Genomic DNA, 11,833 nt, shown 5'->3' with positions numbered 1-11,833 from the left:
ACGAAACATTCTCATTATCCGCGCCGGAATCATCAGCGACCAGACAGCCCTGAGAGCATTGCAGGAGTACATCAACACGCAGTGTATGAAATGATGTGTCCCACAAATACACAAACAGAGCCTGACTTCGGTCGGGCTTTTTTGTGCCTGTAGTAAACCGGCGCATTCACCGCGCATTGTAATCCCGAGACTATTCACAAAAGCGACCTCTGAGAACGCCATCGCAGCATGGTGCGCTCGGGTATGGCCGTTCTGGTGAACAGAGGTCTCTTTTTTGAAGGTAATCACCATGCAATTAGTTGAAATACAGAAAATGGACCTGATAACCACTTCCATGGCTATCGCTGATGGCTTTTTTATTGCTACTACAAAAGCCATTCAATGAGCGGCTTTGATAATTTTTTATTCGCGAACCATAAGCGAACGGAGGATTGTTCAGTATGGCATCAATAAAGCACTCAACTGATGCTAACGGGCAGTCAAAATATTATGTTCACTGGCGGGATGAAAAGTCCGGTCATGGTCGCCGACGTATCTTCAAGAATATTGACGAGGCCGCTTATTTTTTCTGGCAAAAACAGAATATTGAACTGGATTGCAGAACTGCAACATGGAAGGGTGTTGATAATTCCTGGTCTTTCCAGAAATTGTTGATGTTCTTCCTTGGGTATCAGGCCGGAAAGCTGGAAAAAAACATCATCAGGATGTCGACTTACTCAAAATGTCGTCACGATCTCCTTGCTGTAGACGGCTCGATACTGGAAAAAAATATTCTCCGTATCAGTCATCGCGATATAACCGAATCAGTCTGTCCTGGGTGCCATCGCTGGATCCGCTCTGCATTTTTCCTGCTGGAAGAAAAACGGCTTATTGCATTTAACCCGGTGGACAGACCCGTTCGCCGACACCGCAGGCCGATAACCATTCCCTCAAAGGAGACAGTGAGGAAGTTGCTCGACACCGCGCCGCGGCGTGAGCGCATTGCTTGTTGGCTCGGAATCTGCGGTCTGCGACTCGGTGAAGCGCTGGCGGTAACGTACGAGGATATTTCCTCAGAGATAATCCAGATCAGGCGGCATATCGTGAACGGTGTCATTCGCGAGGGGTTGAAACGCGGCGTTGAACGACAGGTAAGAATGCCGCGGGAACTCCTGGCATTGTTGGACCCGAAATTATTCGGATCACCACAGCCGCTGGTATCAAACAGTTTTACCGGGGCGCCATTGTCCATCAATTACGGTACCCAGGGCATATTGCAAAAAACGCTGGCGGAACACGGCATCAGGCGATTCCATCACCTGCGGCATTTTGCAGTATCCAGACTGGCCGCCAGAGGCGTCGATATTACACATGTTTCCCGTCTTATCGGGCACGTAAATATCAAAACCACCATCGATGTTTACGGCCACTTGTTCTGTGCGCCAGTAGATATGGATCTCGATTGAGATAAACACATAATGGAAATAGTAGGGCGATCCACTATCTCCCCATTCTGCGCGGCCTGAGACCAGCAAATCGCAGTTTTGAAGAAAAATCGATAACTCCGCATTTTTTCGAGGTTTTAATTCCGCACTCAAACACAGAACACAAGCGGCCCCGCTGGCGTTTTTTTCTCAGAATTATTCCGCACGGAAAATGCGGAATAATGATTTTGAACAAAAAATAAACAGTAGCCGATTTCAGGTAAGCGTATGGCCCGAAAAAATAGTTTTAAGAAGGCCTACGTCGGTATCGTTATTGACATGGCTTTAGCCCGGAACAAGATTTCGAATCGGATGGTTGCCCAGCGTTTAGAGATTGACGAGGCGACGATCCGCAACTGGCGAAAAGAACACCCCGAATTTAATCGTGCCTTTACAGAGGCCCGCGAAATTCTGATGGAGAAAGTTAACAGTGTCGCAGGTAAAAGCCTCGACGTTCGCAAGCGGAAAACCGTCACCAGTACACCCAATGGTGTAAAAACCACGATCGAGGAAGTCCTCCCCACACACAATGATGTCGCAGTGTTTGCGAAATCCCTCGGACTCGGTCATAGCGTGTATGGTGAAGATGATCGTAAGCGTGATGTTCTCCGCGAAGTAATGAAAGAGAAGATTGCCGGGAAGTATACCGCTCTGGAGGCGGCGCAGCTGCTTGAGGCTGAGGGTATCAAAGTTCCTGAGACATTACTCATCGAACTGGATACGCCGAAGAAAATACAGCTTTCCGGGCCGAACGGCGGACCTATCCAGCATGAAGACATGACCGACGCGCAGTTACTCGAGGCATTAAAGGAAATAGGTTATGGCCGTCACAAAAACCAGCTCGAGGAAAAACTCGACCATTCTGGAGGCGTATAGAAAAAGGGCAATTGCCCGCGCGCAGGAAAACCTGATGGATTTCACGCTGTATACCTATCCTAACTATGAATCTGGTTGGTTTAACGAACTGGTATGTGCTGAGCTGGATCACTTCCTGAAAGAGGTTGAAGCCGGCAACATGCCCCGGCTTATGCTATTTGCACCACCGCGCTCCGGAAAAAGCGAGTTGGCTTCTCGAAGGTTTCCGGCTTTAGTGCTGGGTAAACACCCGGGCTGGCACGTCATTTCTTGCTCTTACTCTGCTGACCTTGCTAACCGTATGTCGCGAGATACGCAGCGTATCATTGATTCCGAACGCTATCATGAAGTGTTCCCGGATACCTGTCTGAATAGCACCAACATCAGAACGGTCGCTGGTGGTGCTATTCGCACAGCGGAGTTATGGGAAACTATCGACAGATACGGAAAAATCCACGGCGGATCATATCGTGCTGCTGGCGTGAATGGCGGCATTACCGGGCAGGGGTTGAATATTGGCATCATCGACGACCCGGCAAAGGACTATAAAACAGCCTCATCGAAAGCCTATCAGGAAGCGGTTATTGACTGGTACGACACCACGTTTTTTACCCGCGCAGATCCAAAACTGAACGGGATTATCATCATCCTTACCCGATGGCATAAGGATGATCTCGCCGGTCAGTTGTTGAAAAAAGCGGAAGAGGGCGGGGAACAATGGCGCGTTGTCAGCTTTCCGATGGAGGCCGAAAACGACGAATATCACGAGCTGAATGGTAAGCGGTATGCTCTGAGAAAAAAAGGCGAAATCCTCTTCCCTGAACGCATGCCGCTCGGTTTCGTTGATAAGTGCAAACAGCGTGGTTCGCTGGTCTGGAATGCGCTTTATCAGCAGCGGCCAACGGCGAAAGGTGGTGGCCTGATTAAGTCCGAGTGGTTCAAGGAATACAAGGTTCTTCCTCCTATTCGCTGGAGCTGTGTGTATGCAGATACGGCGCAGAAAACCAAAGAGCACAACGACTTTTCAGTATTTGAGCTTTGGGGGCTTGGCGAGGACGGAAAAGTTTACCTTATAGACATGATCCGCGGTAAATGGGAGTCGAAGGAACTGAAGCGCAGAGCCGTGGCGTTCTGGCGCAAATGTAAAATGCGGAAAGACTGTGGCCCGGTTATCTCGATGAAGGTCGAAGATAAATCCTCAGGCACAAACCTGATTCAGGAAATCCAGGCCGAAGCGTCGTGTCCGATTATCCCTATACAGAGGGACAAGGATAAATACACCCGCCTGCTGGACGTTCAGGGTTATATCGAATCCGGCTATGTCTACCTGCCAGAAGAGGCCGAATGGGTTAATGATTTCCTGGCTGAGATGGAATCCATCACACCGGAATTCAACACACATGACGACCAGCTCGATCCGATGATGGATGCGATTTCAGAAATGAAGGCTGGAGAGCTCAACATCTGGGAACAGCTCGGCAAAGGGTAAAACTGTCAAAAATAGCCGTTTGGTTCATTAAAAACGCTATGCATTTTGCACCCCTTTTTATGCACTGTTTATGCACTCGGTTTTTGCCTGTTTTGCCCGCTTAACTCGCGTAAATATTGACTTCGTACTGAATTGGTAACGAGTGCTGATCCGGTTGTTCCTATAACGGTCATTATGTTAAATCAGGCTATTTTTCTTCAATTTTTCCTGTGAGGATGTATGTCCCGAAAGAGACGCCAGAACGGCGCAAACAAGCCCGTTGCGACTGCTGACGGGTACAACAACTTCAAGGCTAAACTCGGCTCCAACGCGCAAAATATTCAGGCTGGTGGGATGTATGAGCCAGGGTATATCACTCGCAATCGCGTGATGCTGGAATTCGCCTACCGGTCATCGTTTCTGGTCGGTGCTGGCGTGGATGCTATGGCCGACGATATGACACGCAAAGGCGTGAATATCACCTCCAAACTGGAGCCAGGGCAAAAAGGCAAGGTGGAAACCTTCTGGGATGATGCCTCTATCTGGGATGGGGTAAACGACACGCTTAAATGGTCCCGGCTTTATGGTGGTGCGTTGCTGGTGGTGCTGATTGACGGACAGGACATGTCAACACCATTACGCCTCGACCGTATCAAGGAGGGGCAGTTTAAAGGGGTGATTAGCCTTGATCGGTGGATGGTATCACCGAGCTATGTGAATCTTGTGACCGATTACGGGCCAGATTTCGGTAAGCCAAAGTTTTACCGGGTAGTGACCAATCAACAAGGGATTCCCCCCTGGAAAATCCACCACTCCAGAATCATCCGTATGGAGGGCGACACACTGCCGTTTCAGCAGGCGCAGACGGAAAACGGATGGGGAATGTCCGTTGTAGAGCGTATTTTTGAACGCATACAGGCGTTTGATACAGCGACTGTTGGTACGACACAACTCATTCATAAAGCGCACCTGCGGACTTACAGCATTGAAAATTTACGCCAGATTCTCATGGCTGGCGGTGATGCTGAAAAAGGTCTGATGAAACACATTGATATGATCCGCGAGTTTCAGACCATTGAGGGTATGACCCTCATGGACAAGAGCGATGAGTTTCAGACCCACAGTTATTCATTTGCTGGCATTGCTGACGTGATCCTGCGCTTTGCTGAGCAGGTTTCCGGCGCCACTGGTATTCCACTGGTCCGTTTGTTCGGGCAGTCTCCCGCCGGTTTCAATACTGGAGATGGAGATCTGGAGAACTACTACAGCCGTGTTAACTCTCTTCAGGAGCGTCGCCTGCGTCGTCACGTTCGCTGGTTGATGGATATCAGCTGGCGTTCGTTGTTTGGTACGCCGTTACCGGAAGATTTCACTTTCGAGTTTAATAAGCTCTGGGAGATGTCTGACACTGATCGCGCAACGATGGCGAATAACGTGACGACCGCACTGGCTACAGCAGTTCGTGAGCTCGGCATGCCGCCAGCGGCTGCACTGAATGACCTTAGAAACATTTCCGATGTGATTGGCATTGGTGGCTCCATCACTGACGAGGATATTGAAGATGCGAAGACCCAGTGGCAGGAGGATGAACCTGAAACCATCCCTCCGCCGACGCTCGGAGATCCAGTATCGAAAAAGCCTGTTGGCGATAGCAAACCAGATAGGGCAGATCGTAAATGGTACTTACGATGGTTCACAGGCCAGCGCTGATAAGACAGGGCTGGTGCTTATCGACTATTCGGAGCTTATCAGTAACTGGGCGGAACAGGTCGGACAGAGGATGTTTGCCCAGGTTGAGCAGGAAGAGTGGAATCAGTGGCGATCGGTATCAGAGGAAATCGGGGCTGGCCTGCGTGAAGTTGTCGGGAATACTCCTGTCGGGCAGGTAGCTCAGGATATTGTTTATCGCCAGATTCAACTGATGAAATCACTGCCTCTGGAGGCTGCTGATCGCGTAATGGATATACAGCAGCGGGCAATTCAGGCGGCTATTAACGGAGAGCGACCAGACCAGCTTTATGAGCAGATTCTTTCGTCTGGTGATGTGGCCGCCAGTAGGGCACAGCTAATAGCCCGCACTGAGATCGGAAGGGCTACAGGTGCCCTAACACAAGCTCGGGCGCTGGCTGTTGGTTCTGAGGGTTACTGGTGGCGCATTGAAGGTGCCGGTACTCGTGATTCTCATCGAAGAATGAAAGATAAATTTGTTCGCTGGGATAACCCGCCGACACTGGACGGTATGACTGGTCACGCAGGATGTTTACCCAACTGTAAATGCTACCCGGACGTGCATATACCTGAGCCGAGAAAATGAAAAATACGGCTTTTGATTCACTTTCTGCATGAACAAGAATACCCGTTAAATGTTACGAAAATGTTGTGTGTTTAAAGTTTCATTTTCAGCCAGGAAAACCGCTATTTTTGAGGCTTTAAGGGGACATTTTAATCGAGTCCATTTTTGCCGATTCAGTTAAGAGCAATTATGTTAAATAGCGCGTTATTTTGAACATTTATCCCTTGCCACAAGGTCGCCATAGAGCGGCCTTTTTTATTGCCTGAAGAGGTGAGAATGCCAAAGGTTTTCATCAATGCAAAACGCGCTGGCGACCTCAGCGTGATCGAGATGTCGGTTGGTTGCGTTACGGCAACTTATCGCAGAGTGGGTGAACTATCTGAACTTAAAGCCTCGGGGCGCGGGAACGTAAGGCAAGTAAAAGCACTACTTCGCGAGTTTATTCGAAACTCTGACCCGATGGTCATTTAGCGAGGCATCATGAAATATTTCTTCACTACACGCCTGGGCGAAACGCGCTATCTGACAGCGGATGGCTCTCTACTGTGTAAAGACGTGCCGATCGCACGTACAGGGACGCAGGTCTATCTGCCCGAGGAAATTGACCTTGAACCAGACTACAGCGGAACGGTAACAGTATGGCGCACCGAGGATGAGGTTTTTTCTCCTGAGACGATGGCGAGCTTTGAGGGCGTAGCCGTCACGCTGGGGCATCCGGAGGATAGCCAGGGCAACATCGTTTTCGTCAACCCTTCCAACTTTGCAGAGCTGGCCCACGGACACATTCAGAACGTGCGGCGCGGCACCGGCGACAAATCGGATCTGCTTATTGCTGACGTGCTGATTAAACGGCAGGAGGCAATCGACGCGGTTAACTCCGGACTGACTGATGTCAGCTGCGGTTATGACGCTCAGTACAAGCAACTGGCACCCGGAAAGGGCAAGCAATACCAAATCACAGGAAACCACCTGGCCGTCGGCATTGACCGCGGGCGAGCTGGTGGCCGCTGTGCAATCGGGGATTCCATCCCATCAACCACAAAGGAGAAGCCTGTAATGTCATGGCTTAAAAAACTGGCTCAGGCCATTAAGACGAAAGATGAGGATGCACTCGCAAAGCTCATCGACGAAGCGCCGGACATGCCGTCTGATGGCATGGGTTCTATCCCCGGTTCCACCATCATCATCAACACTCCTTCTCAGGCTACCGCTTTACCGGAAGGTGCCCGCACCACTACGGACGAAGGCGATCCGAACAAAGACAAAACCGGCACAGGCGATGAAGAAATTCCAGCCTGGGCGAAAGCGTTGCTGGCGCGTCTGGAAAAGCTGGAGGGTAAAACTACCGACAGCGATCCCGATAAGGACAACAAGACCACCGATGCAGACGAGGAAGAGGAAGAAGAAGACCGCAAGGTTACCGGTGATGCGGCGTTTAAGCGCAGTATTATCGCGGATGCGGAAATCATCTGCCCCGGCTTCCAGCCTGCCAGCGATAAAGGTCTGAAACGCCAGGTGCTGGCGCATGCCATGCGCACTGGCGACAGCCTGAAAGTTTTCGGTGTGGACGATTTCGCCAAAGCCTCAAAAGCCACAGTTGATGCTGTGTTTACTGCGGCTGTGCAGTTGCATAAGGCGAAGAATCACCTCACTCCGCTGGGTGGTGCCCGCACTACTGATGGCGCGCCGAACACCAAACACCTTACTCCGGCTGAGATGAACAAAATCAACGCCGAGTTCTGGAATAAACGCAAATAAGGTAACTCGACATGGCAGGTAAATCATATTTAACCCGGATGCCGATCGGCATCGCCGGGGCTGTGACACGTCCGCGTGATCTCACCATTGAGCCGGTATCTCTGAATACCACCGCACCATTCACCGCGTACGGGCTGCCCGGGAAATACGTGAACGACAAGTTCGTTCCTCTGGCGAATGGCGACACTATCGGCCTTGTGAAAGGGATTCTGGTTCGCCCGTTCCCGATCACCTCAGTTGCCGATCTGGCCGCTCTTGGCGTGGATGCTAACCAGATTGGTGACAATCTCAAGCGTGGCTACATCTGCGTGGTTGCTACTGCCGGAACCGCACCGTCTGCGAAAAAAGGTGATCCGGTGTATGTCCGCGTCGCTGGAGGTACAGCAGCAAGCCCGGTGGGGACATTCGTTCTCACGCAGGACGCGACAGCAACCAACACACCTCAGCTGCCAAATGCAGAGGTTATGGGGCCGGGTGACGCTGACGGCCGTATCGAAATTGCATTCAACATCTGAGGAGCACTGAATGTTTACAGTTGACAGAGCGACCATCGACTCAACCGGCGCGTTTATCGTCGGTGAGCTGGAGCGCATGGATCAGACACTCAATATGCCGCTGGTGTCCGTTAAGTGGACACGAGACATGCCGCTGCGCAGCGACATCTCTATCGCGGATGAAGTGTCTTCCTTCACCAATACCGACTTTTCGAGCGTCGGCGGTCCGAACCCGGCAGGCAAGAACTGGATGGGTAAAAAGGGGACTGCAACGCCGGGGCCGGAACTGGATATCACTCCGACCCGTAACAACCTGACGCCGTGGGCAACCGAAGTATCATGGAACGTGCTGGAACTGGCATCCGCGCAGAAACTTGGGCGTCCTATCGACACCCAGAAGTACGAAGCCATGAAGCTGAAATGGAACATGGATACCGACGAGCAGGTTTACATCGGTGACAGCATTCTCGGCGTTGCTGGTCTGCTGAACCTGCCGGACGTCACGCCGCTGGCCGCTGCTGCTGCCTGGACGCTGACAACGGATCCTGATGTGATTCTGCAGGATATCAACCTGGTACTTACCGACGTCTGGATGCGTTCCGGCTATGCCGTATGTCCGGCGAAGATTGGTATGGCGCCCGAGCTGTTCGGCATGCTTACCATGATGAAAGTATCCAGCGCTGGGAATATCTCGGTACTGGAATACGTGAAGATCAACAGCATTGCGTACCAGGAAAACGGCGAACCGCTGGAAATTGTGTCCATGAAATGGGCTTCCAGACGTGGCGCTGGTGGTGCTCACCGTGTCGTGGCGTACACCCAGGACGAAAAATACGTTCGTTTCCCGATGGTACCGCTGCTGAACACCCCGCTGGAATACCGCAGCATGCAGCAGTTGACCGTTTACTACGGCAAGCTGGGGCAGGTGGAAGCGCCGTATTCAAACACCATCTCTTACCTGGACGTTCCTGCGTCTTAACCTGAAACAGGCGGGGAAACCCGCCTCTTTTTGTGGAGCATTAACATGAAATATGTTGTTTCTGATGGCGCGACCCTGAGCTTTCCTGACGGCACAAAATTCGAGCTAAAACAGGGCATCCATAACGGCTCTGATTTCCCTGCACACGTTAAAAAGCACTGGGCGTTTGAAGCTTATGCCCGTCCGCTTGATGATTCCGATCTGGAAAAAGAGAAAAACACCGAAGGGCTTTCTTCACGTCTGGCAGAGCTGGAGAAAGAAAACACCGACCTGAAAGCAAAGGTGACAGAGCATGAGAAAACCATTGCGGATCAGGTCACGGAGATTACTGACCTGAAAGCAAAGGTGGCGCCAGAGGGTGGTAATTCTGCTGATACGGATAAAACCGACATCACCGGTGGCAAGGGCGAGAAAAATGACAAAAAACAGCAGGCTGCCAACTAACGATCAGTTCCGCGCCGACTTCCCCGAATTTGCCGACAAAACCCGCTATCCCGATGCTTCTGTGAATTTCTATCTGCTGCAGGCCGATACGATCCTGAATCAGGATGTGCTGGGTGACCAGTTTGTTTATCTGTCTGAGTTGTTCACTGCCCACTATACAGAGCTGCGCGGTCGTAATCTGGCCGCCGCTTCTGCTGGTGGGGTTAGCACAGCCGGTAGCGGCGTTGCTGCGTCAAAGTCGGTAGATAAAGTCAGCGTGAGCTACGACAACAGCGGCACCATCAACCCTGATGCGGGTTTCTGGAATAAAACCGGATACGGGCAGGAATTTTTCTGGTGGTGGTCAATGTTTGGCGCTGGAGGGAGACAACTTCTGTGAAAAGCGGGCTGACAATACGTGCGGATAACGCTGCCTCTGTTCTGGAATCTCTCCGACAGCTTTCCGGTATGGATGTGCTGGTGGGTATTCCGGCAGATAACGCGGCGCGGGAAGACTCACCGATAAGCAATGCTGAGCTGGGCTACCTCCATTCAACGGGCGCCACAGTGGAAATAGACGGTGTCACCGTCACACTGCCACCTCGACCATTTCTTGAAATGGGGATCGAGGACTCGAAACCGCGTACCACTGCACACCTGAAATCGGCGGCAACTGCTGCGCTGGAGGGGAAAACAGAAGCGGCCAGAGTTCAGCTTGAAAGCGCAGGCCAGATAGCGCGGGACGCAGCAAAAGGCATTATCGGTGCTGGTGATCGTTTGCATCCGCTGTCTGAGAAAACGCTCGAACGGCGACGGGCGGAAGGGCTTCCCGGTGATAAGCCGCTTTACGCACATGGCTATATCCTGCGCTCCATTAACTACGTCGTGAGGGAAAAATAATGCCGTTTCTCGATGTGACGGAAGTTCTTCTCGACCCGGATTTTTGCGATACATCGCTGGTGTGTCACCGGCAGATCCAGACGCTGGATGAGGATAATTTTGCGACCAACGTTCCGCAGGATATTCCGTTTTCCGGGGTGGTGACTGTCGATCGCGCCCTCGAGGCGAAACGCATGGCTGCCGGACAGAACACAAACGGCGCAATCCTCATCGTGACGCAGTTCCGGCTGACTCAGGGAAAACCCGGCATGGACGCCAGCACCCGTCTTGATGCGGACATTGTGACGTATGACGGGCGCGACTATCGCGTGACGTTCGTCGATCCATACACCCGCTACGGCGCCGGATTCGTCCAGGCGCACTGTGAGCTGGTGGACTTTGACGGAGGTACTCCGGATGAGTAACGACAGCACTACGCGTGGTTATCTGACACCTGCCGCTGGTGGGCCAGCCTATGATGAGGCGCTGGAAAGGGAAATCAGCCGGTGGATTCGCGGCGTAACCGGGTTACCGGCCAAATCGGTTTTCCCGCGGTGGACGGATCCGCAATCGTCGATACCCAAAAACGGGGTCACATGGTGTGCGTTTGGCATCACGACCGTACCGCTCCCCGGCATGCCGGCGAATATCCAGGTGGATGAGAATACTTCTGAGCAGTGGGCATGGGAGAGCGTGACGGTCATTTTATGCTTTTACGGTCCACAGGGCGCCAGCATGGCGACGACGTTCAGATCCGGGCTCTTTGTTGAACAAAACAACACAGAGCTTAACCGTTCCGGGCTGTCCTTCAACGATGCGGGGACCATTTATAACCTGCCCGAGCTGATTAATAACCAGTGGGTGAGGCGCTACGACCTCACCATCACCCTGACCCGCAAAACCGTCCGCACCTACAACATTAAATCCATCGTTGACGACAACGTCACGATATCTACCGGAGATTGATCATGGAGAAAGGCCTGCCGTTAAACCGCGTCACGAACGTGACTGTGACGCTTTCCGCCAGGGCAGCGCAGGGCCGCAATTTTGGCTCGATGCTGATCCTGGGTAATTCAACAGTCATTCCCATTTCTGAGCGTCTTCGCCTGTACTCTGCACCGGATGATATCGGCGATGATTTTGGCGTGGACAGTGAAGAATATGCCGCCGCGGTTATCTGGTTCTCCCAGTCACCGCGACCGACTCAGGTCTACGTGGGCC

General features: G+C 52.0%; 14 protein-coding genes and 1 pseudogene. All 15 read left to right on the top strand.

The window, feature by feature from the left end:
* Positions 1-94: pseudogene (locus GTGU_RS26570) on the top strand (lysis protein); the annotation flags it as partial.
* A gap of 346 nt (positions 95-440) precedes the next feature.
* Entirely contained in the window at positions 441-1,445 is a 1,005-nt protein-coding gene (locus GTGU_RS08755) for a site-specific integrase (protein WP_038155844.1), read from the top strand.
* Between the two features lie 246 nt (positions 1,446-1,691).
* A complete protein-coding gene (locus GTGU_RS08750; protein WP_038155843.1) occupies positions 1,692-2,339 on the top strand; it encodes a hypothetical protein in 648 nt (215 codons plus the stop codon).
* Complete coding sequence (gene terL, locus GTGU_RS08745; protein ID WP_038155842.1) at positions 2,284-3,807, top strand: phage terminase large subunit; 1,524 nt, start codon at positions 2,284-2,286, stop codon at positions 3,805-3,807. Before GTGU_RS08750 ends, terL begins: the two co-directional genes overlap by 56 nt.
* Before the next feature lie 219 nt (positions 3,808-4,026).
* The gene (locus tag GTGU_RS08740; RefSeq protein ID WP_038155841.1) at positions 4,027-5,496 is read left to right on the top strand and encodes a DUF1073 domain-containing protein; all 1,470 of its coding nucleotides are present in this window, start codon (positions 4,027-4,029) and stop codon (positions 5,494-5,496) included.
* 70 nt (positions 5,497-5,566) lie between these two features.
* The gene (locus tag GTGU_RS08735) at positions 5,567-6,100 is read left to right on the top strand and encodes a phage minor head protein (protein ID WP_038155845.1); all 534 of its coding nucleotides are present in this window, start codon (positions 5,567-5,569) and stop codon (positions 6,098-6,100) included.
* 459 nt (positions 6,101-6,559) lie between these two features.
* Positions 6,560-7,837, top strand: coding sequence for a DUF2213 domain-containing protein (locus GTGU_RS08730; protein ID WP_038155840.1), 1,278 nt, complete (start codon positions 6,560-6,562; stop codon positions 7,835-7,837).
* A gap of 11 nt (positions 7,838-7,848) precedes the next feature.
* On the top strand, positions 7,849-8,352 hold the full coding sequence (locus GTGU_RS08725) for a structural cement protein Gp24 (RefSeq protein WP_038155839.1): 504 nt from the start codon (positions 7,849-7,851) through the stop codon (positions 8,350-8,352).
* A 10-nt stretch (positions 8,353-8,362) separates the two neighbouring features.
* On the top strand, positions 8,363-9,310 hold the full coding sequence (locus GTGU_RS08720) for a DUF2184 domain-containing protein (RefSeq protein WP_038155838.1): 948 nt from the start codon (positions 8,363-8,365) through the stop codon (positions 9,308-9,310).
* A 45-nt stretch (positions 9,311-9,355) separates the two neighbouring features.
* A complete protein-coding gene (locus GTGU_RS08715) occupies positions 9,356-9,754 on the top strand; it encodes an STY1053 family phage-associated protein (protein ID WP_038155837.1) in 399 nt (132 codons plus the stop codon).
* On the top strand, positions 9,726-10,133 hold the full coding sequence (locus GTGU_RS08710; RefSeq protein WP_038155836.1) for a DUF4054 domain-containing protein: 408 nt from the start codon (positions 9,726-9,728) through the stop codon (positions 10,131-10,133). Before GTGU_RS08715 ends, GTGU_RS08710 begins: the two co-directional genes overlap by 29 nt.
* On the top strand, positions 10,130-10,633 hold the full coding sequence (locus tag GTGU_RS08705) for a hypothetical protein (protein ID WP_038155835.1): 504 nt from the start codon (positions 10,130-10,132) through the stop codon (positions 10,631-10,633). Before GTGU_RS08710 ends, GTGU_RS08705 begins: the two co-directional genes overlap by 4 nt.
* The gene (locus tag GTGU_RS08700; protein WP_038155834.1) at positions 10,633-11,037 is read left to right on the top strand and encodes a hypothetical protein; all 405 of its coding nucleotides are present in this window, start codon (positions 10,633-10,635) and stop codon (positions 11,035-11,037) included. The genes GTGU_RS08705 and GTGU_RS08700 overlap by 1 nt, the downstream gene beginning before the upstream one ends.
* Entirely contained in the window at positions 11,030-11,578 is a 549-nt protein-coding gene (locus GTGU_RS08695; protein WP_038155833.1) for a phage neck terminator protein, read from the top strand. Before GTGU_RS08700 ends, GTGU_RS08695 begins: the two co-directional genes overlap by 8 nt.
* Before the next feature lie 2 nt (positions 11,579-11,580).
* A partial coding sequence (locus GTGU_RS08690) for a DUF3383 family protein (RefSeq protein ID WP_038155832.1) occupies positions 11,581-11,833 on the top strand: 253 nt, incomplete at its 3' end.

It is taken from the genome of Trabulsiella guamensis ATCC 49490 (genome assembly GCF_000734965.1).
GTDB lineage: Bacteria > Pseudomonadota > Gammaproteobacteria > Enterobacterales > Enterobacteriaceae > Trabulsiella > Trabulsiella guamensis.
This window is presented reverse-complemented; position numbering and strand designations above follow the sequence as displayed.

Excerpts from the sequence above, each read along its gene's own strand:
- GTGU_RS08755 (WP_038155844.1), top strand. The coding sequence starts at position 441 with ATGGCATCAATAAAGCACTCAACTGATGCTAACGGGCAGTCAAAATAT.
- GTGU_RS08695 (WP_038155833.1), top strand. The coding sequence starts at position 11,030 with ATGAGTAACGACAGCACTACGCGTGGTTATCTGACACCTGCCGCTGGT.
- GTGU_RS08710 (WP_038155836.1), top strand. The coding sequence starts at position 9,726 with ATGACAAAAAACAGCAGGCTGCCAACTAACGATCAGTTCCGCGCCGAC.
- GTGU_RS08750 (WP_038155843.1), top strand. The coding sequence starts at position 1,692 with ATGGCCCGAAAAAATAGTTTTAAGAAGGCCTACGTCGGTATCGTTATT.
- GTGU_RS08730 (WP_038155840.1), top strand. The coding sequence starts at position 6,560 with ATGAAATATTTCTTCACTACACGCCTGGGCGAAACGCGCTATCTGACA.
- terL (WP_038155842.1), top strand. The coding sequence starts at position 2,284 with ATGGCCGTCACAAAAACCAGCTCGAGGAAAAACTCGACCATTCTGGAG.
- GTGU_RS08740 (WP_038155841.1), top strand. The coding sequence starts at position 4,027 with ATGTCCCGAAAGAGACGCCAGAACGGCGCAAACAAGCCCGTTGCGACT.
- GTGU_RS08725 (WP_038155839.1), top strand. The coding sequence starts at position 7,849 with ATGGCAGGTAAATCATATTTAACCCGGATGCCGATCGGCATCGCCGGG.
- GTGU_RS08735 (WP_038155845.1), top strand. The coding sequence starts at position 5,567 with ATGTTTGCCCAGGTTGAGCAGGAAGAGTGGAATCAGTGGCGATCGGTA.
- GTGU_RS08720 (WP_038155838.1), top strand. The coding sequence starts at position 8,363 with ATGTTTACAGTTGACAGAGCGACCATCGACTCAACCGGCGCGTTTATC.
- GTGU_RS08715 (WP_038155837.1), top strand. The coding sequence starts at position 9,356 with ATGAAATATGTTGTTTCTGATGGCGCGACCCTGAGCTTTCCTGACGGC.
- GTGU_RS08700 (WP_038155834.1), top strand. The coding sequence starts at position 10,633 with ATGCCGTTTCTCGATGTGACGGAAGTTCTTCTCGACCCGGATTTTTGC.